Genomic DNA, 22,809 nt, shown 5'->3' with positions numbered 1-22,809 from the left:
GGCAACGAGTTGAACGGAGAGATCACCCATGGCCACCATTCCGATTACCAAGCGCGGCGCAGAGAAGCTGAAGGAAGAGCTGCACCGCCTGAAGACCATTGAGCGTCCCGCTGTGATCAACGCGATCGCAGAAGCGCGCGCGCAGGGCGATCTCAGCGAGAACGCCGAGTACGAGGCTGCCAAGGATCGCCAGGGCTTCATCGAAGGCCGCATCCAGGAAGTCGAAGGCAAGCTGTCTGCCGCGCAGATCATCGACCCGACCCAGCTGGATGCTGGCGGCAAGGTCGTGTTCGGCGCGACGGTGGAACTGGAAGACGAGGAGAGCGGCGAGGCCGTGACCTATCAAATCGTGGGCGAGGACGAGGCGGACCTGAAGCTGGGGCTGATCAATGTGTCCAGCCCCATCGCCCGCGCGCTCATCGGCAAGGAGGAGGGCGATACGGCGGAAGTGCAGGCACCCGGCGGCCTGCGTCGCTACGACGTGGTGGCGGTCAGCTACCGCTGAGATCCCAGGAATCGCAAGAGGCGCGCGCCATGCAGGAACGTCTGCCCCTTCTGGCTGCCGCGTTGTGGTGGGGCAGCCTCTCGGCCATCGGTTTCGTGGTGGTGCCGCTGCTGTTCGTGCACCTGCCCACGCCTGCGCTGGCGGGGGCCATGGCCGCCCGCCTTTTCGAGGCGCAGACTTTCATTTCGATAGCATGTGGCGCCCTGCTGCTGGTGCTTTCCAAGCGAAAGTATGCGGAAGTCGAGGAGGCATGGGCGCGCGCTGCTATGGTTTTCATCATCGGCGGCCTGTTGCTGGCGCTGGTGTCGCAGTACGGCGTGTCGCCGCGCATCGTCGCCCGGCAGAACCTCAAGGTCTGGCATTCGGTCGGCACGGTGCTGTATGCGCTCCAGTGGCTGTGCGCGCTGCTCGTGCTCTGGCGCATCGCCCGGCCGCTGGTGTCCGCTCCCGCCTTGCCTCCCGCTGCCGCGACAACGGCTGACTGATAGTCCGCTGTGCGCCCCAGGCTGCAGCCCGGCCACTGCGGCTCGTGCTGGTGCTGGTGCTGGTGCTGGTGCTGGAGGGCAGGGCGCGCCGAGCCGGCCGCCCCGCAGATTTACTGCTTTGTCTGGCTCATTCGTGCCAGTGCTCGGCCACCCAGGTGGCCGGCTGGATGTGCCGAAACCGCCGGTTGCGCCGACCCGCCAGCGCATCGGGCGGGTTGCATTCCCCATGGAAGATCACGATGCGTGCGCCCGGCGGCACTGCCGGCGCCTTCCAGTAATTGGACGGCCAGGCGGGAATGCTGTGGTATTTGAAGCTCGGGCACCACGCGTCGGGCCAGTAGGACAGCTTGTTCTGGCGATGCAGGAAGTCGGACAGGTAGGCCTGCTCGTTGCGGAACCGGCTTCGGATCTCGTCGAAATGCCCGCGGAAGTACTCCAGCACGTCCGGGTGCGCACCGATCTCGAAGCGGTAGACCGACGAGTTGCCGGTGACCCGCCAGGGGCGCTTGTAGTCGTGGATGATCACGAATTCGCCCGGCTGCGTGAAGAAATCGTCCAGGCTGCCGGTGACGACCACGTCCACGTCCAGGAACAGCGCCGTGCCCCGCAGCCCGTGCAGGTCTGCGCTGAATGTGGCGAGCTTGGTCCAGCCGCGCTCCGGAATGCCTGCGGGCAGGTCGAGCGGCGGAATGGGCAGGCACAGCACTTCGCTGCGGATGCCCTGGGGGTCGTCCGTCAGGCAGACGAAGCGGAAATCGCCGCTCAGGTGGCGGCGCACCATGGCGTAGAGCCGGTTGACGTATTCGGGGCCGTATTTCGTGCCCCACTTCATGCAGATGACGTGGCGCTCCGGCGCCGAGGCGCCAGGCATCAATCGGCCTGCCGTTTCTTGACCGACTTCTGCTTGGGTTTGGCGCGCTTGATCTGTCCGCCCGGGGTGAGCCGCTGGTTGCCCAGCACCCGCAGCTGCTTGACTTCTGGACGCTGGCCGCCGCGCTTGCTGAATTTCAGCACCTTCACGTCGCGCGGGCCGGGCATGCGGTCCTCGTCCACGGTTTTCTCCTTGGGCGGGATCGGCCGCCACAGCACCAGCAGCTTGCCGATGTGCTGAATGGGAGCGGCGTTCAGGTCATTGGCGAGCTGCTGGTAGATCTGCTCGCGCGCCACGCGGTCGTCGTTGAACACGCGGACCTTGATGAGGCCGTGCGCGTTGAGGGCGGCGTTCACCTCTTTTTGCACGGCGGGGGTCAGGCCGTCGCCGCCGATCAGGACGACGGGGTCCAGGTGGTGGGCTTCGGCGCGGTGTTCCCGGCGCTCGGCGGGAGTCAATTGAATGAGGGGCATGGGCCGTATTATCTCAATGCGCCGGGCTGGTGCCGGCAACCGGCTCCGCGGCAGGTGAATGCACAGCGAAAAAACAGATGAAAGCCGACAACAAACCCAAGAAGGTCAACAAGGCCTGGCTGCACGACCACATGAACGATCCCTACGTCAAACAGGCGCAGCGGGACGGCTACCGGGCGCGTGCGGCGTACAAGCTCAAGGAGATCGACGAGCAGCTCGGCCTCATCCGCCCTGGCCATGTGGTGGTCGACCTGGGTTCGGCCCCGGGCGCCTGGAGCCAGTACGTGCGCAGGCGCCTGTCGCCCGGGGGTGCCGCCTCCGGCACGCTCAACGGCACCATCATCGCGCTCGACATGCTGCCCATGGAGCCGATCGAGGGCGTCACCTTCCTGCAGGGCGACTTCCGGGAAGACGAGATCCTCGCCCAGCTGCAGGAGGCCGTGCAGGGGCGGGCGGTCGACGTGGTGGTGTCGGACATGGCGCCCAATCTCTCCGGCATTGCATCGGCCGACGCCGCCCGCATCTCTCTCCTGATCGAGCTGGCGGTGGATTTCGCCAAGTCGCACTTGAAGCCCGAAGGCGCACTCGTCGCCAAGCTGTTTCACGGGGCGGGCTATGACGAGCTGGTCAAGCTCTTCAAGGACAACTTCCGGACCGTGAAGCCCTTCAAGCCCAAGGCGTCGCGTGATCGTTCGGCCGAAACCTTCCTGGTCGGCATCGGCTTGAAGTGACGCGGCCGCCCTTTGGCAGGCGGACGCCCGGGCGGTGACCATGATCTCGGCTGGGGTAAGCCACTCCGGCGCCCAGCTTGAAACGCCTAAAATGCGCCTCAACTGAGATAGAACGGCTTCATGACGGGTTCATGGCTGTTCCACCCTTCCCTATCTGGAGTTCCGCTTGAACAATCAGTGGTTTTCAAAAGTCGCCGTCTGGCTCGTCATCGCCATGGTGCTTTTTACGGTGTTCAAACAGTTTGACACCCGTGCCGGTGCCGGCGCCGGCGCCGTCGGCTACTCGGAATTCCTGGACGAGGTGCGCAGCAACCGCATCAAGAGCGCCACCATCCAGGAAGGGCAGGGCGGCACCGAGATCGTCGCCGTCACCAACGATGATCGCAAGATCCGCACGACCGCCACCTACCTCGACCGGGGCCTCGTCGGCGATCTGATCAACAACAACGTCAAGTTCGACGTGAAGCCCCGCGAAGAAGGCTCGCTGCTGATGACGCTGCTGGTCAGCTGGGGCCCGATGCTGCTGCTGATCGGCGTGTGGGTGTACTTCATGCGGCAGATGCAGGGCGGCGGCAAGGGCGGAGCTTTCAGCTTCGGCAAGAGCAAGGCGCGCCTGCTGGACGAGAACAGCAACACCATCACTTTCGCCGACGTGGCGGGCTGCGACGAGGCCAAGGAAGAAGTGAAGGAAGTCGTCGACTTCCTGAAAGACCCACAGAAGTTCCAGAAGCTCGGCGGCCGGATTCCCCGCGGCCTGCTGCTGGTCGGCCCGCCCGGCACCGGCAAGACGCTGCTGGCCAAGTCCATCGCTGGCGAGGCCAAGGTGCCTTTCTTCAGCATCTCCGGCTCCGACTTCGTCGAAATGTTCGTGGGTGTGGGTGCGTCCCGCGTGCGCGACATGTTCGAGAACGCCAAGAAGAACGCGCCCTGCATCATCTTCATCGATGAAATCGATGCCGTGGGCCGCCAACGTGGCGCCGGCCTGGGCGGTGGCAACGACGAGCGCGAGCAGACCCTCAACCAGATGCTGGTCGAGATGGACGGCTTCGAGACCAACCTGGGCGTGATCGTGGTGGCCGCGACCAACCGGCCCGACATCCTGGACGCCGCCCTGCTGCGTCCCGGCCGGTTCGACCGCCAGGTCTACGTGACGCTGCCCGACATCCGGGGCCGCGAGCAGATCCTCAATGTGCACATGCGCAAGATCCCCGTGGCGCAGGACGTGAACCCTAGCGTCATCGCCCGCGGCACGCCTGGCATGTCGGGCGCCGACCTCGCCAACCTGTGCAACGAGGCTGCGCTGATGGCCGCGCGCCGCAGCGCCCGCACCGTGGAGATGCAGGACTTCGAGAAGGCCAAGGACAAGATCATCATGGGCCCCGAGCGCAAGAGCATGGTCATGCCCGAGGAAGAGCGCCGCAACACGGCCTACCACGAGGCCGGCCACGCCCTGATCGGCAAGCTGCTGCCCAAGTGCGACCCGGTCCACAAGGTCACCATCATTCCCCGTGGCCGCGCCCTGGGCGTGACGATGAGCCTGCCGGAGAAGGACCGCTACAGCTACGACCGCGAATACATGCTCAACCAGATCAGCATGCTGTTCGGTGGCCGTATCGCCGAGGAAGTGTTCATGAACCAGATGACCACCGGCGCCAGCAACGACTTCGAGCGTGCCACGTCCATCGCCCGCGACATGGTCACCCGTTACGGCATGACCGAGGCCCTGGGCCCCATGGTGTATGCCGAGAACGAAGGCGAAGTGTTCCTGGGCCGCTCGGTCACCAAGACCACTAACATGAGCGAGCAGACCATGCACAAGGTGGACAGCGAAGTGCGGCGCATCATCGATGAGCAGTACGCCCTGGCGCGCCGGCTCATCGAAGAGAACCAGGACAAGATGCACGCCATGGCGAACGCCATGCTCGAATGGGAAACCATCGACGCCGAGCAGCTCGATGACATCATGGCCGGCCGCCCGCCCCGTCCTCCCAAGGACTGGACGCCTCGCACTCCTTCCTCCGGGGGGGACCATCCCGGGGGCGGCACGCCTGCGGTGAACACCGATCCGGCGCCCACTGCTGCGTGAAGCACCGGGTCGGAAAAAAAGCAACGGGGCCTTGGGGCCCCGTTCTCGTTGAGGGTGCCTACCTTGCCTGAATCAACCACAGTCGATCCCGCCGGCGGCAACCCGGTGACTGGTCCCGCCGAGTCCGTCAGCCGCTGGCGGACGTCCCGCTACCTGCTCGACCTTTCCGCGCCCCTCGTCATGGGCATCGTCAACGTCACGCCGGACTCGTTTTCCGATGGCGGACGGAATGCGAACACCTCCGCAGCGCTCGCCCACTGCGAGCAGCTGCTGGCGGACGGCGCAAATATCCTGGACATCGGCGGCGAATCGACGCGTCCGGGAAGCCCGGCCGTCCCGCTGGAAGAAGAGCTGGCCCGTGTCCTGCCGGTCGTGAGGGAAGCCACGCGGCTGAACGTGCCCCTCTCGGTGGACACCTACAAGCCTGAGGTGATGCGCGCCGTGCTCGATCTGGGTGCCGACATCGTCAACGACATCTGGGCGCTGAGGCAGCCGGGGGCCGCGCAGGTGGTGGCCAGCCATCCGCAGTGCGGCGTTTGCCTGATGCACATGCACCGCGATCCCCAGACCATGCAGCAAGCGCCCATGGAGGGCGATCCTGTCCAGCAGGTGCTCTCGTTTCTGGAGCGCGCAGCCCTGGATCTGCAAGGGCTGGGGGTGGAAAAGTCCCGCATCGTTCTGGATGCGGGCATCGGCTTCGGCAAAACGGTCGAGCAGAACTTCGCGCTGCTGGCGCAGCAAGCGCGCTTGCAGGCGGCCGGCTATGCGTGGCTGGCAGGCTGGTCGCGCAAGTCGTCCCTGGGCGCCGTCACCGGTTTGCCGGTCGATCAGCGGCTGGGCGCGAGCGTCGCCGCCGCGGTGCTGGCCGTGGAGCGGGGCGCCCGCATCGTTCGTGCGCATGATGTGCGCGATACGGTCGCGGCGCTGCGGGTGTGGCAGGCGATGCAGGCGCAACAGGATGCGTTGCGCGGGAGTTCGGCGACGCAGCCACAGTGACCCACGCCCGCGTCGCTTCCCCGCACAGGCGGGGCAGGGAGAGCCGGTGTCGCGGACTGCGCAGGAGGCGCAGGAGGCGCAGCCTATGAAGCGGTATCGGCTCCGCCAAACCACCTTCCTTCGAGACAGTGCCGACCCAAACAACCAGATAGAGAGGAAGAAACAATGAAAAGAGACTATTTCGGCACCGACGGCATTCGCGGCACGGTGGGCCAGCCACCGATCACGCCCGACTTCGTGTTGCGGCTCGCGCACGCCGTGGGTCGGGTACTGCGCGAAACCGACAAGCGCCCCACGGTGCTCATCGGCAAGGACACGCGCATCTCGGGTTACATGCTCGAGAGCGCGCTGGAATCCGGCTTCAATTCTGCTGGCGTGGACGTGGTGCTGCTCGGGCCGCTGCCCACGCCCGGCGTGGCCTACCTGACCCGTGCGCAGCGCGCCAGCCTGGGCGTGGTGATCAGCGCCAGCCACAACCCCTATCCCGACAACGGCATCAAGTTCTTCAACGCCCAGGGCGCCAAGCTGTCCGACGCCTGGGAGCAATCGGTCGAGCGGGCGCTGGAGGCGGAACCGGTCTGGGCCGACTCGGCCTCGCTGGGCAAGACGCGCCGGCTCGACGACGCGGCCGGCCGCTACATCGAATTCTGCAAGAGCACCTTCGCGCATGACCTGACGCTGCGCGGGCTCAAGATCGTGGTCGATGCCGCCCATGGCGCGGCCTACCACATCGCGCCCAAGGTGTTCCACGAACTCGGCGCCGAGGTGCTGGCCATCGGCTGTTCGCCCGACGGCCTGAACATCAACCACGAAGTGGGTGCCACCCATCCGGATGCGCTGGTGCGCGCCGTGCGGGCCAATCACGCCGACTACGGCATTGCGCTGGACGGCGACGCGGACCGCCTGCAGATCGTCGATGCCGGCGGTCGCCTCTACAACGGCGACGAACTGCTCTATCTGATGGCGACCGACCGCCTGAACCGGGGCGAAGCGGTACCCGGCGTGGTCGGTACCCTGATGACCAACATGGCGGTGGAAGTGGCACTGCGACAGCGCGGCGTGCAGTTCGTGCGGGCCAAGGTGGGGGACCGCTACGTGCTCGAAGAGCTGGCCCGCAACGGCTGGCTGCTGGGTGGCGAAGGTTCGGGCCATCTGCTGGCGCTCGACCGCCACACCACGGGCGACGGTCTGGTCAGCGCCCTGCAGGTGCTGCAGGCATGCGTGCGCAGCGGCCGCACGTTGCCGCAGCTGCTGGACGATGTGACGCTGTTCCCCCAGGTGCTGCTCAACGTGCGGCTGGCTCCTGGCCAGGACTGGAAGGCCAACCGGGTGTTGTCGGATGCCATCACGGCCACGGAAGCCGAACTGGGCGACAGCGGGCGGGTGCTGATCCGGGCCAGCGGTACCGAGCCGCTGCTGCGGGTGATGGTGGAGGCGCGTGAGGCGGAGCAGGCCAATCGCTGCGCGCAACGCCTGGTGGATGCCGCCCGGGCCGGCTGAGCGCAGTATTCCCCCGCGCCGGCACGGCGTCAGGTGGGCCCGGCAGCCGCCGCGCTGCAGAAGACCGCCGGGTGGTCTCTCGGCGGCTTCGGACGGACTTCAGCTGACCAGTGCCGACAGGTCCTGCTCCGCAGACGGTGTCGGCAGGGCCAGACTGCCACGCAGCAGCGGCGTGATCTGATCGGCTGGCATGGGCCGGCTGAGAAAGTAGCCTTGTGCCTCGTCACAGCCCTGTTGCCGCAGGAAGGCCATCTGTTCCGCTGTTTCCACCCCCTCGGCGGTGGTCCGCATGCCCAGCGCCTGCGCCATGCGGATGATGGCGCTGACGATGGCGCGGTCGTTGGGATCGTGCCCCAGGTCGCGCACGAAGGACTGGTCGATCTTCAGCTTGTAGATCTGGAAGCGCTTCAGATGGCTGAGCGACGAGTAGCCCGTGCCGAAATCATCCATCGACATGTGCACGCCGCGTTCGCGCAACTGGTCCATAGTGGCAATGGCCGAGCGCGGATCATCCACCGCCACGCCCTCCGTCAATTCCAGCTCCAGCACATGGGCGGGCAGCACCGCTTCTTCCAGAATGCGGCTGACCAGCTCGGGCAGCTGCGGCTGCCGGAACTGCACGGCCGACAGGTTGACCGCCACCTTCAAGCTGTGCAGGCCGAGCGCGTGCCAGGCATGCAGTTGCGCCAGCGCGGTGCGCAGTACCCACTCGCCGATCTGCAGGATCTGTCCCGTATCTTCCGCGATGGGAATGAATTCGGCGGGCGACACCGAGCCCAGCTCCGGATGGTCCCAGCGCAGCAGCGCCTCCACGCTGCGGATCGCCCCCGTGCTGAGCGTGACCTGGGGCTGGTAGTGCAGATGCAGCTGGTCGCGCTCCAGCGCCCGGCGCAGCGCATTTTCCAGCCGCAGGGCGCGGGCGGACTGGGCGTGCATCTCGGGCGTGAAGAAGCGGAAGGTGTTCCGGCCGTCCGACTTGGCGCGGTACATGGCCGTGTCGGCCGACTGGGTCAGTGCCTCGAAGTCGGCGCCGTCCTGCGGGAAGAGGGCGATGCCCATGGAGGGCGCCATGGTCAGTTCGTGATGCCCGATCTGATAGGGCTGGCGCGAAGCCTCCTGCAGCTTGCCGGCGACCCGCGCCGCGCCAGCCGCATTGGCGCCCGGCAGCAGCAGCACGAACTCGTCGCCGCCCAGCCGGGCCACGGTGTCGCGCTCGCGCACGATGGCGCGCAGCCGCTTGCCGATCTCGACCAGCAGGTCGTCGCCCACGCGGTGACCCAGCGAGTCGTTGACGTGCTTGAAATGGTCCAGATCGAGGAACATCACGGCCAGCGGCGTGCCGTTTTCCTGGGCCAGACGGATCGCCTGCTGACTGCGTTCGGCCAGCAGCGTGCGGTTGGGCAGGCCGGTGAGCGCGTCGTAGTGCGCCAGCCAGTAGATGCGCTCCTGGTCGAGCTTGCGGTCGTGGATCTCGCGGTGCAGGTTGGTGACGGTGGTACGCAGCTCCGCCGTGCGGTCCAGCACCAGTTGCTCCAGTTCGTCGTTGAGCCGCTGGATCGTGGTGGGCGCGGGGGGCAGCTCGCCCGTGCTGCGCGCCAGCGTCCACAGCATTCCGCGATGATCTCCCTCGGCGCTCGGCAGGGCCCGGATGGTCACATGGCACGGTGTGGGCAGGCCGTCGCGCCCGTGGAACGTGACCATGCCATCCAGCACACCGGGCGCCGCCTGAGGCCAGGTCAGCGACCCGACCTGCTCATCCGGCGCATAGCCGAGCAAGGCTTTGCAGGCAGCATTGCAGTGCAGAAGATGCTGCTGATCCACCAGGGCCACGGGAGCCCCGATGCCTTCCAGCAGTGCCGCGATCCACGCATGCTGTTCGGAAAACACTACGTCGGGCAGGCTTTCCGAAGCGGATGACAGGGGCGGCATAAAGAAGGAGTGAGACGGCGGGAGGGCGGATTTGTACCAAATTGTATTCGCTTCACGGTTTTGCCCTTCCTGCGCTCCAGCGACGCACACCGTGAGCGCCAGGCCGTCAGGCCATTCCGCACCTCGACTGTGCAACCGCCTCCTGCGCATACATCTTTCCAGCGATGTACTCGCCATGCGTCACATACAACAGACCGGCTACTTTGTTGATGACGTGCTGCTCCTCCACGCCGGCGTGCCCGTCGGCGTAGGCCACCCGCCAGAGCGCCTCCACGAAGCTGATCTTCTGCGGCTGCGTCCAGTGCTCGTTCAGGGCCGAGGTGAAGTGCTGGAAGTCATACGCCGTGCGGGCGGCTGCGTCTGCCTGCTTCAGCAGAAGCTCCAGATCAGCGGCCTGCAGGCTGAAGCGTTCGTAAAGCGCCCGCGCAACCGCCTGCCGCTCGGCGTCGCCCGCTTGGGGTTTGGCGTGCGCGACCTCGACCAGCAGCACCGCGGTGGCCAGCTGCACGGCATGCAGGCGTTCAGCCTCAGTGGCCTCCGCGCTCGCAAATCCCAGGGTGTCGAGGAATTCGTGAAGTGTCTTGAGCATCCCTCTGTGATTTAGGCCGCGATCTTTGGTTCCGGCCCCGCAGCGCACCCGCTGCGCACCAGTAGCGCACTCGCTGCGCAAGGTTCTCCTACACGCCCAAGGCTTTCCGGACGTCCCGCAGCGTCACGGCGGGTTCGTAGCTTGCAGGCTTTGACCCCAGAAAGGAACCCAGCCATGGTCGACGAATTGCGGGATGCGTTGAAAGAACTGCTGGCCTATGACGATGCGCGCGCCAGTGCGCCCTTCGAACACGGCCTGGTGGCCTTGGCGGGCTGCGGGCTGCTGGCCTGCGCACTCACGGCGCCATCGCGCGGCCAGGCCGTCGGCCGCGCCCTGGTGGCGGGCGCGTTGTTGCTGCGTGCGGCTTCGGGGCAGGACGGCTTGCGAAAGTGGGTGCAGGCGCCCCAGCCCGGGCAGGTGGCCGAAGAAGGCAAGAGTGTGATCGCTTTTCCCTAAAGCGATCCGCCGCACAGCTGCCGACGCCGCTCTCGTTCTGCAGGACCCGCGGCAAGCCCCGCGATCCGGCGGCCCGAAAGAGAGCGGGCTGCCTAGCGGGTGAGCGCCCGGTGCGCGGCCATCTGGCGGCTGCCGCGCAGCTCCAGCACCTTGCGCGCGTCATCCGCTCGCAGCATGGCGCGCCCGACACCCGTGACTCCGTGCACCCAAGCGGGGTGTCCGGGCTCGTCGGGCAACTGGGCCTCCACCATCCCGGCGGCGCGCAGGACGCGCAAATGATCCACCGAGGTTTCGTCCTTCACCAGGACGGGAAACACTTCGCAGAAGGCCAGCTGGCGCAGCAGTTCCATGGACATGGTGGCGTGCTCGATGAGGCGGCCGGATGCGCGGTTCACTGCCGCGTTCATCCTCCGTGCTTGCCCGACAGGGCTTGATGGAGCGATTGCGAAAGTTCCAGGTGCCGGCGCAGGTTCAGCAGCGTCCGTGCGGCGAACTCCTGGATGTCCCGGTCCTGCGTGCTCCGCTCCACCTGCTCGAAGAGCGCCACGCTGGCGCGGTGCGCCTGCACGCCCAGCACTTCCACGTATTGCCGTTCAAACGCTTCCGGCGCCAGGGGGGCCATCCGTTCGATCTGCGCCTGTTGTGCCGCGTCGGGCGTGCGGGGCAGGGCATGGCTGCGGGCGGTGGCCAGGCTGGCCAGTTCGCGGTTGACGACCGCATGGTCGTCGGCCATTTGCTGCGCGAAGGCACGCACCTCTGTCGTGCGGGCCTTGCCCTGTGCCAGCCGGGCGGCGGCGATTTCGGCGAGCCCGTTGCGCGCAGCGGTGTCGAGGAAATGAGACTCCTGCGGCGTGAGGGCCCGCGTCAGCGGTTTTTGCGACCATGCGGGCGCAGCGGCCAGCATTGCCAGGCAGGCTGCGGCCAGGCCCAGGCTGCGGCGCGTCCAAAGGCGGCCGGGGTGCTCGGGATGATCGGAACATCGGGTCATTCGCTTCGCTCCTTCGTGCGATACCTTGTGCAGAGAAAAAGGGGAGGACGGAGATGACGGCCGATCCTTGAGGCGCGGGTCGCGGCGCGTCTGTAGGAATGCGCCGCATGCCCCAGGCTGGCCCAGGCCCCCGCCTGCCCGACAATCGCAGCAATGACCCCGATCAAAACGAACGCCCCGACCCTGCTGCCCCGCCAACTGCTGGTGGCCCCCGACCCGCACGACCCGCAACCGCTGGTGCTCTACCACGGCCGCTGCGCGGACGGCTTCGGCGCCGCCCTGGCTGCCTGGACCTATTACGGCGGCCAGGTCGAATGCGTCGGGCTGTCGCATGGCCAGGCCACCTCGGTGGAAGACCTGCCCCCGCTGGACGGCCGGGCGGTCTACATTCTCGACTTCGCCTTCGCGCCCGATCTGCTGGGCGCCATCGACGAGCGCGCCGCCAAGCTGGTGCTGCTCGATCACCACAAGAGCGCTGCCGAACAGCTGATCGGCTTCGCCTGCCGCTGCGGCGTGGTGCACTTCGACATGAGCAAGTCCGGCGCACGTCTGGCGTGGGACTTTTTCCATCCTGACGCGCCGCTGCCCGATCTGGTGCGCTTCATCGAAGACCGCGACCTGTGGGCGTGGAAATTCCCCGAAACCGCGGGCTTCGTCGCCGCGCTCGACATGGAGCCGTTCGACTTCGCCCGCTGGCAGCAGATGGCGGCGTTCACCCCATCCGAAACGGCCGCGTTCGTCGCGCGCGGGCAGGCCATGGACGAGAAATTCCGGCATCTGGCGCAGGACGTGGCCGGCGGCGCGCAGCCGCTGGTGTTCAACGGCGAGGCCGGCCTGATGGTGAATGCGCCCGGCGCCTTCCACAGCCTGGTCGGGGAACTGCTTTCCGCCCAGAGCGGCACCTTCGCGCTGATGTGGACGGTGGGCAAGGATGGCAAGGTCAAGGTCGGCCTGCGCTCGCAGCGCGGCTACGACTGCTCGCTCCTGGCCGTGACCATGGGCGGGGGCGGGCACGCCCAGGCCTGCGGTTTCCGCATGGGCGCGGAGCGGCTGCCAGAACTGTTGAGCGGCCAGTTCACCGCATGACGCCACGCCGGGCGCCCCACCGTTGACCGCTCGCCGGCCGCCAAGCGCGGCTCAGGCCAGCCGCAGATCGACCGGCCGGGCCTGCGGGAACACCCGCGCCAGCGCGGCGGGGCGCAAACCATAGGTCCGGGCGAAGAGGCCGCCCAGCACGCTGCGGTAGTCGTTCAACACCGGGTAGTCGCGGTTCTGGAACAGGGTGGTGGCCGTCAGTGCCTGCTGCTCGCCCACGATGCGGCCACCGGCGATACCGCCGCCCAGCACCCACATCACGCTGCCGTGCCCGTGGTCGGTGCCGCGATTGCCGTTCTCGCGGAAGGTGCGGCCGAACTCGCTGACCACCACGACGGTCGTGCGGTTCCACGCCGGCCCCATCTCGTCGGCGAACGCGGCCAGGCCCCGGCCCAGTTCCTCGAAGCGTTTGGCCAGCGCGCCCGTGGCGTTGCCCTGGCCCACATGGGTGTCCCAGCCGCCCACGTCCACGAAGCCGAGGTTGTAGCGTGACTGCATCAGGCGCGCCATGCGCCGCGCCGTGCCTTCGAAGCCCTTGGTGCTGAGCGCGTTGCGGCTGGCAGCGTCCATCTCGCCCTGCATGGTGCGCGCCACCTCGTCGCGGGTCTGGAAGCCCTCGGCCACCGGCCCGGCCAGGGCGGTGCCCTGGTACATGGAGGCGATCAGGGCGGCCTGCCGGTCGTCGATGCCCGGCTTCGCCGCGCCGGCCGCAGCCAGCGCCGTATTGGGTACCTCGTAGCCGCCGCGCAGCACCAGCGGCAGCGTGTCGGTGAAGGCCATGGGCGACAGGTGGTCATGCCAGCGCGGCTGAGCGCCCAGCTCCAGCGCCAGGCGATTGAGAAAGCCCGATCGGTAGTCGCGCCGCGTGCCCACCGGCTGCCCCAACTCGATGCTGTCCTGCGTGTCGAAATGGCTGCGCGTCAGGTCTTCGGTGCCCGAGAACGGAACGAAGGCGACCTGCTTGCGTTCGTAGAGCGGTTGCAGCGAGCCCGCCAGCGCCGGATGCAGACCCCAGTCGGCCGTGAGCGGCAGCGCACCACCCGCGCTGCCCGGCCGTGCGATGGCGATGTTCGGACGCGTGGCGTAGTAGTAGTCGCTGGCCGTGGGCACCAGCAGGCTGGCGCAGTCGTAGCCGCCGCGCAGAAAGACCAGCAGGAAGCGCGCGTCGGTGGCGCCTTCGGGCGTGGCGGCGAGGCTGGCCTGCAGCACACCCGGCGCGGCAAGCGCAGCCAGGGCCTGCAGGCACTGCCTGCGGCGGGGTGATGGCAGGGAGGGATGGGCAGAGCGGGGCATAACGAACCTTTCGCGGCGCTTCAGGCGTACATGAATTCGGGGGAAGCCAGCAGGAACGTGTTCCATTCGGCAGGCGACGCCGCCCGGGCCAGCGCCACGCGGGTGGCCGGCGCGAGCAGCGGTTCGAGCGTGCGGAAAGCGCCGCTGTGGGCGATGTCGGGCGGCGCCACCTTCGGGGCCGGAGCGCCTTCCACGCGGTAGAGGGCGCCGGCACCCGCGCCGCCCAGGGCGCGAGCGATCTCGAAGCGCACGGCCAGCTGGCCGGAACTGGTCCAGGCCGCAGCCTCCAGCGGGTAGCCGTCCGGCGTGGCCCGGCCATAGAGCGGCTCGGCCAGCCGCTGCAGCCAGGACAGCGCCGGGTCCGGGTTGGCCAGCACGCGGTCGCCATACCCCAGCCGCAGGCCGGCCATGACGTACTGCACCGGGTCGCGCAGCCGGCTGCCCAGTGACGCGGTGAAGGCCTGGCTGCCGATCAAGGCCTCCAGCACGGCGGCGATGTCACCGTCGCTGCGGGTGAAGCGGTCGGCGAGGGCCTCCGCCAGCGCGGGCGAGGGCGTGTCGCCCACCAGGTACAGGGCGAGCTTGCGGCAGACGAAGCGCGCCGTGGCGGGTGCGCGCGCCAGGCGGTCCAGCGCTTCGTCCAGCTCGGCCATGCCCTGCGCCTGCAGCGGCTGTCCCAGCAGCTCCTTCGGGTTCCAGTCGTGGCGCTGCGGGTTGAATTCGTAGAGGCCCCGGCGCACGTACTGGTGCGCCCATTCGGGCTTGAGCTTGGGCGCCGGATCGTCCAGGGGGCGCAGCGACACGCCGTGGCCCGTGAGCACGCGCGCCAGCTCCTGTACGTCGCGCTGCGTGTAGCCGCCGTCCACGCCCAGCGTGTGCAGCTCCATCAGCTCGCGCGCATAGTTTTCGTTGATGCGCCCGGCCGCGTTCTGGGCATTGTCCAGATAGCGGAGCATGGCCGGGTGCCGCACGGTGGCGCCCAGCAGGTCGCGAAAGCGCCCCAGTGCGTGCGGGCGGATGGCACGGTCTTCATAGTCGCCCACCATCGCGCGGATATCCGCCTTGCCCGCGAAGAGGCTGAAATGGTTCATCCAGAACCAGGTCATCTTCTCCTGCAGCTGGGCGGGCGAATGCACGGCGCGCAGCACGAAGCGGCGCTCCGCCTCGCGCTGCAGGGCGCGCATGTCGCGCTGGTAGCTTTCCTGGGCGGCCTTGCGGGCGTCTTCCGTGGCCTCGTCCTTGATGGACTGCTGGCGCGCCTGCATGTCGATGGCGAGCTGATCCATCGGCGTGCGGGTGATGGTCATCGCGTCGATCTGCGCCTGCGCGGCCGGCGGCAGCACGGCGGGAGACGCCGGCCGCAGCAGGGCGGCGACGGTGGCTGCGCTGCCGCCGCGTTGCCACGCATCGACCGAGGCGCTGCTTGCGCCCCAGGTCAGCCGGTCGAGCAGATGCAGTCCGAAGGCGGCGTCCCCAGCCTGCGGGGAGGAGGGCTGCGCCATGCCGGCACCCGGTGCGAAGGGCACCGCCCCGCTGCTGAATGCCGGTGCCGACCACGCCGCCACGGCCACGGCTGCCAGCCATTCCCGGCGCCGCACACCTTGGGCGGGGCCGTCGGCCGCGCCGGCAGGGGAAGCCGCTCCGAGGGGCGCGGAGGGCAGCGCAGCGGGCTTGTACGACAGCATGGCAGGTGGTTGGAGTGGCTGATGCCGCGCATGGTGCGCCGCCGCATGGCCTGCCGCAAGGGGGCGGCCCGGCTTTTACCCGGGCGACACAGATGTATCGGCCTGTGGGGCGGGCGCCCAGCTCAACGGCTGCCTTGCGCCACGGTTGGTGTGGCGTCCTCGAACCGGTCCACCTTGCGCAGCGGCTTGAACAGCACCGCCCATGCGCCGACCACGCCCAGCGTGCACACACCGCCCAGCACGGCGGCCGGCACCACGCCCACCCAGGCGGCGCTGGTGCCGGCGCGGAACTCGCCCAGCTCGTTCGACGAGCCGATGAACAGCATGTTCACGGCGTTGACGCGGCCGCGCATCGCATCGGGGGTGGAGAACTGCACCAGCGCGCCGCGGATGTACATACTCACCATGTCGGCCGCGCCCGCCACCATCAGCGCGGCGAACGAGATCCAGAACACGGTGGAAAGCGAGAACACCAGATTGGCCACGCCGAAGACCGCGACGGCGATGAACATGGTGCGGCCGACCTGGCGATTGAACGGCCGGGCGCTGAGATACAGACCCGTGGCCACCTCGCCAATGGCCATCGCGCTGCGCAGCGCGCCGAGGCCCTGCGGCCCGACGTGCAGCACCTCGTGCGCATAGATCGGCAGGAGCGCAACCACCCCGCCCAGCAGCACGGCGAACAGGTCGAGCGAGATGGTGCCCAGGATGATCGGGCGCGAGCGGATGAAGCGAATGCCTGCGCCGAAGCGCTCCACCATGCTGCCCTGCGTGGGGCCCAGCGGGGCGGCATGCGCCACCGGCACGCGCAGCAGCAGCAGGGTGCCCAGCGCCAGGCTGGCCAGGCAGACCAGATAGGTCAGCTCTCCACCGCCGGCTGCGTACAGCAGGCCACCGAGGAACGGCCCGCCGATGCTGGCCGAGCGCATCAGCATGCTGTTGGCGGCGATGGCCTGGGCCAGCTGCTCGCGCGGCACGATCTGCGGCAGCAGGCTCTGCAACGCGGGCCCCGAGAACGCACGCGAGCAGCCGAAGAGCACCAGCACCGCGTAGATGCCCATGACACCGGCCGAGCCATGTCCCGACAGCCACCACAGCAGGCCGCTGCACACGGCGCCCACCGACCAGCTCACCGTGAGGATGCGCTTGCGGCTGTAGCGGTCGATCAGGTCGCCCGCCGGCAGCAGCAGGCACAGCATGGGCAGGAACTGGGCCAGGCCCACATAGGCCAGCGCCATCGGCTCGCGCGTGAGGTCGTAGACCTGCCAGGCGACCACCACCGCCTGCACCTGCGTGGCGAAGACGGCGGCGAGCCGCGCCAGCAGAAAAGCCATGAAGCCGGGGTGGCGGTACACGCTGGGGGCTGGCGAGGGGCCGGCGGACGGGGTGGGTTCGTTGGACATCAGGACGGGGGGCGGGAGGGGGCGCGAGATCGCAGCCGGTGCGGGGCATCGCTCGGGGACCGCCGGGCGGGGCGGTCCGGTGTGCAGCCGGTGAAAGCGCAGAGAGCGCTGAAAGCGGCTGATGCTAGCCGCTTCGTCCACCGGGCGTGCGGCGGGCAGGGCGCGCCTGCCGTCGTCCCTCAGCGCTGCGCATGTCGGCGCCGGTAGTCCCACGGGGGCTGCGGACGCTTTTGCGACCAGAGCCCGACCTGGGCTGCGCGGGCCTTGCGCTGCAGTGCGGCCAGTTCGGGGTAGCGCGATGCATGGGGCGTGTACACCCAGGCCAGGCCCGCGCGCACCTGTTCGGCCGCCACGTCGCGGCCGCCGCAACGCACATGGGCCAGCAGCCGGCCGTAGGTGTCGTGTCCGGCGGTGCGCAGCATGGCCTGCTGTCGAAAGCACAGCTGCGCCAGGTTCTGGCGGGCCCGCTGGCCGAAGGCCTGCTTGCTTTCGGGCGCGTCGATGGAGACGATGCGCACCCGCTGGGGCCGGTATTCGCCCGGCGTGCCGCAGCGCACGGTGAGCGTGTCGCCGTCGCTGATGGCGACGACCAGGCAGAAGAGGGAGGTGGCGATGGCGGACACGGGGCAGGGTGGTGGCGCAGGAAAAAGCCGCGCACTATACCTCCCCCTCGTAGCGGAAGCGCCCCGGATGGGGCGAAGGCCGCAAGCCCTGGCGGCTGCCTAAAAACAAGGCACTGCGCTGAAACCCAGCACTGGCGCGGCCTCGCGGGGGTTGTTCCGAGGCTTGTCCACAGATCGACCCACAGGCTGCGGGCATAACTCGATGCCCTCTGGAGTCATGCCTGGAATACAGGTGTTTTCTGTCGCTGGCGCTTGGTATATATGGTTTTGTTGCTATGAAAAACATAGCAATTCCTCGGTGCCTGCCCAATCGCCCGGCGCCAACCCATCCAGCGTGTAGGGGCCGATGGCCGCACGCACCAGCCGCAGCGTGGGGTGGCCGACGGCGGCCGTCATGCGGCGCACCTGGCGATTGCGGCCTTCGCGGATGGTGAGCGCGATCCAGGCCGTGGGCCGCGCCTGGCGCACGCGAATCGGCGGATCGCGCTCCCAGAGCGTGGCTGGTGGGTCCATGCGTTCGGCGCGGGCCGGCAGCGTGACGCCATCATTCAGTTGCACGCCGCGGCGCAGGGCCGCCAGCGCCTCATCCCCAGGCTCGTCCTCCACCTGCACCCAGTAGGTCTTTTCCATCTTGAAACGCGGGTCGGCAATGCGTGCCTGCAGCCGGCCGTCGCTGGTCAGCAGCAGCAGGCCTTCGCTGTCGGCGTCGAGCCGGCCGGCCACATACACGCCCGGCAGGTCGATGAAGTCCTTCAGCCCCCGCCAGCGGCCCTCGGGCGTGAACTGGCTCAGCACGCCGTACGGCTTGTTGAAACGGATCAGCCGGGGCGTGCCGGCGGAAGGGCCGGGGCGGGCGACGGGCCGGGCAAGCGTCGGGCGCGGGGGGCGGGGCAGGGACATGGGGCCGCCAGCATAGCGGCTCGCGATGCCCGCGCCGCCGTGCGCAAGGCCGGCCGAAGCGGCTGGGCGCTTGGATAGAATGCGCCCCTCGCGCTCGATCCATGAGCGCAGCCAGCTATCTTTTCGATAGCGAAATTCCGCCGACGCACCCCCGCTGCGCGCCTCGGCCTCGTCGTCTTTCCCGCGTTTCTCGACCCTGGCGCAGCGCGCCGGCCTTTCGCCATGATCACCATTTCGCTCGATATTGCCCAGACCGTGGGCGTGGCCGCCGTCCTGCTGGTGGTGGGGGAATTCATCCGCAACCGCGTCGCGCTGCTGTCGCGCTATTTCATTCCCGGGCCGGTGATCGGCGGCGTGCTGTTTTCGCTCGCAGCGCTGGCAGGCTACCAGGGCGGGTATTTCTCCATCCAGTTCGACGCCAGCATCCGCGCCTTCCTGCTGCTGGTCTTCTTCACCACCATCGGCTTTTCCGCCAGCTTCGAGATGCTCAAGAAGGGCGGCGTGGGCGTGGCCATCTTCCTCGCCGCGGCGGTGGCGCTGGTGCTGCTGCAGAACGTGGTGGGTGTGGGCGTGGCGGCCCTGCTCGGCGCACATCCGCTGATCGGGCTGGCGGCAGGGTCGGTGTCGCTCACCGGCGGGCATGGCACCTCGGCGGCCTTCGGGCCGCTGCTGGAACAGGCCGGCGCCGCCGGAGCGCTGCCGGCCGCCATTGCGGCGGCCACCTGGGGGCTGGTGTCCAGCTCGGCCATTGGCGGGCCAGTGGGCTCGCTGCTCATGCGCCGCCACGGGCTGACCGGCCCGAAGCCTGGCGCCGCTGCAGGGACCGCAGCCGTGCCCGCTGCCGGCCATGTCGTCACCGCGAACGAAACCGAGGACACGAACTCCCGCACCATGATGCATGCCACCATGCTGATCGCGCTGGCCATCGGCGCGGGCACGGTGATCGTGCAGTGGCTGGCGGATGCAGGCATCGTCATTCCGGCCTATCTGGGCCCCATGCTGGTCGCAGCGGCGCTGCGCAACCTGATCGACTGGCGCAACGGCGTGCTGCCGGCGGCGCAGTTCGACGTGGTGGGAAACGTGTCGCTGGGCTTCTTCCTCGCCATGGCACTGATGTCGATGAAGCTCTGGGAAATGGCTGAGGTGGCCGGCCCGCTGCTGGTCATCCTGATCGCGCAGACCGCGCTGATGTTCGGCTTCGCCTACTTCGTCACCTTCCGGGTGATGGGCCGCGACTACGACGCCGCCGTCATCGCCGCCGGCCACTGCGGCTTCGGACTCGGCGCCACGCCCAACGCCATGGCCAACATGCAGGCCTTCACGGCCGTCAACGGCCCGTCGGTGAAGGCGTTTTTCGTGATCCCCCTGGTGGGCTCGCTCTTCATCGACTTCTTCAACGCGTTCATCATCACCGGCTTCATGAACGTGCTGCGCTGACCCCACCGCGCGCGGCCTGCACTCCGCTGCGGCCCCGGCCGCTCCCCGCTCCCCGCTTCCCGCTTCAGGCGGCCAGGAACAGCGCCGGGTCCACCATCGTCCGGTTGAGCATCACGCCCCAGTGCAGGTGCGGGCCGGTCACCCGGCCGGTGGCGCCCACGCGGCAGTAGGCCTGGCCCGTGGCCACCACGTCGCCCACGCGCACATCGGTCGCGCTCAGGTGGCAGGCCATGGTCAGCAGGCCGCCACCGTGGTCCAGCCAGACGGTATTGCCGTTGAAGAAATAGTCGCCCGTGTCGATCACGCGGCCTGGCAGCGGCGCGACGACGGGCGTGCCCGTGGCGGCGGCGATGTCCATGCCGCTGTGCGGGCTGCGCGCCTGTCCGTTGAAGACGCGGCGCAAGCCGAAGGAGCTGGAACGGCGGCCCGGCACCGGGACCTGCATGCGCAGGTCTTCCGCCCGTGGCAGCGGCGTGGAATAGGTCGCCATCACCCCCTGCTGGTGGTCGCGCTCGCGTTCGTAGCGCGCCTGGTCCTGGGCCGACAGATCGACCGTGCGCGGCGCCACGTTGAGCCGCTGCTCGCGGTACTGGTGCGGCGCCACCTCATAGGCCACGCGGCGTTCCGGCTCGCCCGCAGCCCGCACGGTGACCGATGCCGGCCCGACCGGGGCCGAGAGCGGAATGCCCACGATGGCCGTCCATTCGATCATGTCGCCCAGCACCAGGACGGGGATGCCGTTCGCCAGCACCACGGGCCGCTCGGTGGCCGGCCCGAGCGACAGCCGCGCCACGCCGCCCGGCACTGCCGAATGGCGTGGCCACACGGCGGTGTCGGCCGTGCGGGCCGGGGCGGCGGCCCACGCCGGCAGCGACAGGGCGCTGGCGCAGCCCAGGACCTGCTGCAGCAGAAGTCGGCGTTGGAGACGGGCGGGAGGCGGGTTGCTGGCGAAAGTCATCGAGCGGTCGGGGCGAGGTGCGGAGCCTTCATGGCGAAGCGCCTATCTTCGCATCGGCAGTTCCTGACCGCAGGGAGGACTTGGCTCAGCGATCCGTCTTGCCTTCGTCCGGGCCAGAAGGCTGGTGCTGCGGGCGTTCGTTGTCCGGATGCGGCTGGTAGGCCGGCTTGGACGGTTGGGTGCTGCTGTCGGTTTCGACGAGCGCCGGGCTCGGCCGGTCGTCGTCCTTGCGGGGCTTGCCGTCGGGGGAGTCGAGTTGCGTGACCATGAGGGGCCTCCTATGAAGTCGGTGAAGGGGAACGGGGTGAAAGCGTGGACCAGCGATCGCGGGCGAGGCTCAGGGCGTCAGCACCACCTTGCGGCAGTCGTTCTGCGCCTTGTCGAACATCTCGTAGGCCTGTTCGGCTTCGCCGAGCTTCATACGGTGGGAGATGATGACGTCGGGCCGCATCCGGCCCTCGCCGATGAGCTCGATCAGCTCCGGCATGTAGCGCTGGGCATGCGTCTGGCCCATCTTGAAGGTCAGGCCCTTGTCGAAGGCGTCGCCGAACAGGAAGCCGTGGATGAAGCCCGCATACACGCCAGGCACGCTGACCACGCCGCCGCGCCGCGTGGCGGCGATGCACTGGCGCAGCGCCTTGCCGCTCGATCCTTCCAGCTTGATGGCGGTGAGCGCCGTCTCCAGTGCGCTGCCCTTGGCCTCGAAGCCCACGGCGTCGATGGTGGCGTCCACGCCATGGCCGGCGGTGGCCTGCAGGATCACCTCGGCCGGGTCGTCCTCAGTGGCGAAGTTGATCGGCGTGACGCCGTAGTGCTCGACGGCGAACGCCAGCCGCGCTGGGTTGTCGTCTACCATGAAGATCTGCTCCGCGCCCACATGCCGCGCGCACAGTGCCGACATCAGACCGACCGGGCCGGCGCCGAAGATGGCCACCGAGGACCCGCGCCCCAACTCCGCATTCACCACCGCCTGGTAGCCGGTGGGCAGGATGTCCGAGAGGAACAGCACCTGCTCGTCGCTCAGCACGTCCGGCACCTTGAGCGGCCCCACGTTGGCCTGCGGCACGCGCACGAATTCCGACTGTCCGCCGGCATAGCCGCCGTACAGGTGCGAATAGCCGAACAGGCCCGCGCCGGGCGTGGCCGACTTCTTGTTCATGATCGCGCCACGGCCGGGGTTGGTGGTCTCGCAGGCCGCGAACAGTGTCTTGTCGCAGTAGTAACAGCTGCCGCAGGCGATCACGAACGGGATCACCACCCGGTCGCCCGGGCGCAGGTCGGTGACGCCGGCCCCCACGTCTTCCACCACGCCCATGAACTCATGGCCCAGGATGTCGCCGTCCTTCATCTCCGGGATCTTGCCGCGGTAGATGTGCAGATCGGAGCCGCAGATGGCGGTGGCGGTGACCCGCAGGATGATGTCGTCGGGCGCATAGAGCACGGGATCGGGGACCGTCTCCACGCGAACCTTCTTGGCGCCTTGGTAGGTGAGAGCCTTCATGGGTGCGAACTCCTGGGTGATGCGGAGTCGCGAGCCTACGGAGCGTTGCCGTGCGGGTTTTGTCGGCCATCGCGCCGTGTCTGCCGTCCCCACTGTGTGCAGAACGGCGTGAGCGGGCGGGGCGCACCTGGCTGAACCGCGGTGGATGCCGGTGCGTGCGGGAAGGCCAGGGAAGGGTGGAGAAGGGCGTGCAGCCAGCGAACGGGTGACCCGTCCTGAATAGCGTTGACACTGAGGGACTGTTAAAACTCCAGCCGGACTATCCGGCCAATGACGCCCGATGCACTGCATCGGGCGTTCGCATT

The 22,809-nt window shown here is 68.5% G+C and carries 23 protein-coding genes; 9 read left to right on the top strand and 14 right to left on the bottom strand.

Annotated features, from left to right (window positions below):
• Positions 1 to 28 precede the first annotated feature (28 nt).
• Both greA and ASF94_RS13695 read left to right on the top strand, forming a co-directional pair.
• Complete coding sequence (gene greA / locus ASF94_RS13700; RefSeq protein ID WP_056667355.1) at positions 29 to 505, top strand: transcription elongation factor GreA; 477 nt, start codon at positions 29 to 31, stop codon at positions 503 to 505.
• Between the two features lie 29 nt (positions 506 to 534).
• Entirely contained in the window at positions 535 to 990 is a 456-nt protein-coding gene (locus ASF94_RS13695; protein ID WP_056667352.1) for a DUF4149 domain-containing protein, read from the top strand.
• A gap of 127 nt (positions 991 to 1,117) precedes the next feature.
• Here ASF94_RS13695 and ASF94_RS13690 read toward each other — a convergent pair whose 3' ends face one another.
• Together ASF94_RS13690 and ASF94_RS13685 are read right to left on the bottom strand one after the other, a co-directional pair.
• The gene (locus ASF94_RS13690; RefSeq protein WP_056667349.1) at positions 1,118 to 1,861 is read right to left on the bottom strand and encodes a hypothetical protein; all 744 of its coding nucleotides are present in this window, start codon (positions 1,859 to 1,861) and stop codon (positions 1,118 to 1,120) included.
• Complete coding sequence (locus ASF94_RS13685; RefSeq protein ID WP_056667346.1) at positions 1,861 to 2,334, bottom strand: YhbY family RNA-binding protein; 474 nt, start codon at positions 2,332 to 2,334, stop codon at positions 1,861 to 1,863. Before ASF94_RS13685 ends, ASF94_RS13690 begins: the two co-directional genes overlap by 1 nt.
• Positions 2,335 to 2,411: 77 nt before the next feature.
• Between ASF94_RS13685 and ASF94_RS13680 the strand changes: the two genes are divergently transcribed.
• The 4 genes from ASF94_RS13680 (at position 2,412) to glmM (ending at position 7,647) form a co-directional block, all read left to right on the top strand.
• Entirely contained in the window at positions 2,412 to 3,065 is a 654-nt protein-coding gene (locus ASF94_RS13680; protein ID WP_056667342.1) for an RlmE family RNA methyltransferase, read from the top strand.
• A gap of 166 nt (positions 3,066 to 3,231) precedes the next feature.
• Positions 3,232 to 5,151: an ATP-dependent zinc metalloprotease FtsH gene (ftsH, locus tag ASF94_RS13675; RefSeq protein ID WP_056667338.1), complete on the top strand. Its 1,920-nt coding sequence runs from the start codon at positions 3,232 to 3,234 to the stop codon at positions 5,149 to 5,151.
• Between the two features lie 180 nt (positions 5,152 to 5,331).
• Positions 5,332 to 6,147: a dihydropteroate synthase gene (gene folP, locus ASF94_RS13670; RefSeq protein WP_056667337.1), complete on the top strand. Its 816-nt coding sequence runs from the start codon at positions 5,332 to 5,334 to the stop codon at positions 6,145 to 6,147.
• A gap of 165 nt (positions 6,148 to 6,312) precedes the next feature.
• Positions 6,313 to 7,647: a phosphoglucosamine mutase gene (glmM, locus tag ASF94_RS13665; protein ID WP_056667335.1), complete on the top strand. Its 1,335-nt coding sequence runs from the start codon at positions 6,313 to 6,315 to the stop codon at positions 7,645 to 7,647.
• Between the two features lie 99 nt (positions 7,648 to 7,746).
• Here glmM and ASF94_RS13660 read toward each other — a convergent pair whose 3' ends face one another.
• On the bottom strand, positions 7,747 to 9,576 hold the full coding sequence (locus tag ASF94_RS13660; RefSeq protein WP_082493290.1) for a GGDEF and EAL domain-containing protein: 1,830 nt from the start codon (positions 9,574 to 9,576) through the stop codon (positions 7,747 to 7,749).
• A 106-nt stretch (positions 9,577 to 9,682) separates the two neighbouring features.
• The gene (locus tag ASF94_RS13655; RefSeq protein ID WP_056667333.1) at positions 9,683 to 10,165 is read right to left on the bottom strand and encodes a TerB family tellurite resistance protein; all 483 of its coding nucleotides are present in this window, start codon (positions 10,163 to 10,165) and stop codon (positions 9,683 to 9,685) included.
• Between the two features lie 174 nt (positions 10,166 to 10,339).
• On the opposite strand from ASF94_RS13655, the gene ASF94_RS13650 reads away from it, so the two are divergent.
• Positions 10,340 to 10,621, top strand: a complete 282-nt coding sequence (locus ASF94_RS13650) for a hypothetical protein (protein WP_056667331.1) — start codon at positions 10,340 to 10,342, stop codon at positions 10,619 to 10,621.
• 92 nt (positions 10,622 to 10,713) lie between these two features.
• On the opposite strand, the gene ASF94_RS13645 is transcribed toward ASF94_RS13650, so the two are convergent.
• Positions 10,714 to 11,016 carry a hypothetical protein gene (locus tag ASF94_RS13645; RefSeq protein WP_235505372.1) on the bottom strand — a complete coding sequence of 101 codons (303 nt, stop codon included), beginning with the start codon at positions 11,014 to 11,016 and terminating at the stop codon, positions 10,714 to 10,716.
• Positions 11,017 to 11,024: 8 nt separating this feature from the next.
• Positions 11,025 to 11,609 (bottom strand): DUF4142 domain-containing protein, encoded by a 585-nt coding sequence (locus ASF94_RS13640; RefSeq protein ID WP_082493289.1) that lies wholly within the window; start codon positions 11,607 to 11,609, stop codon positions 11,025 to 11,027.
• Positions 11,610 to 11,762: 153 nt separating this feature from the next.
• Between ASF94_RS13640 and ASF94_RS13635 the strand changes: the two genes are divergently transcribed.
• Entirely contained in the window at positions 11,763 to 12,695 is a 933-nt protein-coding gene (locus tag ASF94_RS13635) for a DHH family phosphoesterase (protein ID WP_056667326.1), read from the top strand.
• Positions 12,696 to 12,746: 51 nt separating this feature from the next.
• Here ASF94_RS13635 and ASF94_RS13630 read toward each other — a convergent pair whose 3' ends face one another.
• The 5 genes from ASF94_RS13630 to ASF94_RS13610 form a co-directional block, all read right to left on the bottom strand.
• A complete protein-coding gene (locus ASF94_RS13630) occupies positions 12,747 to 13,997 on the bottom strand; it encodes a DUF1501 domain-containing protein (RefSeq protein ID WP_056667323.1) in 1,251 nt (416 codons plus the stop codon).
• Positions 13,998 to 14,017: 20 nt separating this feature from the next.
• Complete coding sequence (locus ASF94_RS13625; protein WP_056667320.1) at positions 14,018 to 15,682, bottom strand: DUF1800 domain-containing protein; 1,665 nt, start codon at positions 15,680 to 15,682, stop codon at positions 14,018 to 14,020.
• Positions 15,683 to 15,804: 122 nt separating this feature from the next.
• Positions 15,805 to 17,085, bottom strand: coding sequence for an MFS transporter (locus ASF94_RS13620; RefSeq protein WP_056667319.1), 1,281 nt, complete (start codon positions 17,083 to 17,085; stop codon positions 15,805 to 15,807).
• Positions 17,086 to 17,264: 179 nt separating this feature from the next.
• On the bottom strand, positions 17,265 to 17,708 hold the full coding sequence (locus tag ASF94_RS13615) for a thermonuclease family protein (RefSeq protein WP_056667316.1): 444 nt from the start codon (positions 17,706 to 17,708) through the stop codon (positions 17,265 to 17,267).
• A gap of 273 nt (positions 17,709 to 17,981) precedes the next feature.
• Positions 17,982 to 18,608 carry a pseudouridine synthase gene (locus ASF94_RS13610; RefSeq protein WP_056667313.1) on the bottom strand — a complete coding sequence of 209 codons (627 nt, stop codon included), beginning with the start codon at positions 18,606 to 18,608 and terminating at the stop codon, positions 17,982 to 17,984.
• A gap of 222 nt (positions 18,609 to 18,830) precedes the next feature.
• Between ASF94_RS13610 and gltS the strand changes: the two genes are divergently transcribed.
• Positions 18,831 to 20,045: a sodium/glutamate symporter gene (gene gltS / locus ASF94_RS13605; protein ID WP_056667310.1), complete on the top strand. Its 1,215-nt coding sequence runs from the start codon at positions 18,831 to 18,833 to the stop codon at positions 20,043 to 20,045.
• Between the two features lie 64 nt (positions 20,046 to 20,109).
• Here gltS and ASF94_RS13600 read toward each other — a convergent pair whose 3' ends face one another.
• From ASF94_RS13600 to ASF94_RS13590, 3 genes are all read right to left on the bottom strand, one after another.
• On the bottom strand, positions 20,110 to 21,003 hold the full coding sequence (locus tag ASF94_RS13600) for a M23 family metallopeptidase (RefSeq protein ID WP_082493287.1): 894 nt from the start codon (positions 21,001 to 21,003) through the stop codon (positions 20,110 to 20,112).
• An 85-nt stretch (positions 21,004 to 21,088) separates the two neighbouring features.
• The gene (locus ASF94_RS13595) at positions 21,089 to 21,271 is read right to left on the bottom strand and encodes a hypothetical protein (RefSeq protein ID WP_056667307.1); all 183 of its coding nucleotides are present in this window, start codon (positions 21,269 to 21,271) and stop codon (positions 21,089 to 21,091) included.
• Between the two features lie 69 nt (positions 21,272 to 21,340).
• Positions 21,341 to 22,504 carry a zinc-dependent alcohol dehydrogenase gene (locus ASF94_RS13590; RefSeq protein WP_056667304.1) on the bottom strand — a complete coding sequence of 388 codons (1,164 nt, stop codon included), beginning with the start codon at positions 22,502 to 22,504 and terminating at the stop codon, positions 21,341 to 21,343.
• Positions 22,505 to 22,809 lie beyond the last annotated feature (305 nt).

This window comes from Acidovorax sp. Leaf160 (genome assembly GCF_001424265.1).
In the GTDB taxonomy this organism is placed as follows: domain Bacteria; phylum Pseudomonadota; class Gammaproteobacteria; order Burkholderiales; family Burkholderiaceae_C; genus Paracidovorax.
Note: the sequence above shows the minus strand (reverse complement) of the source record. Positions and strands in the feature narration are given on the sequence as shown.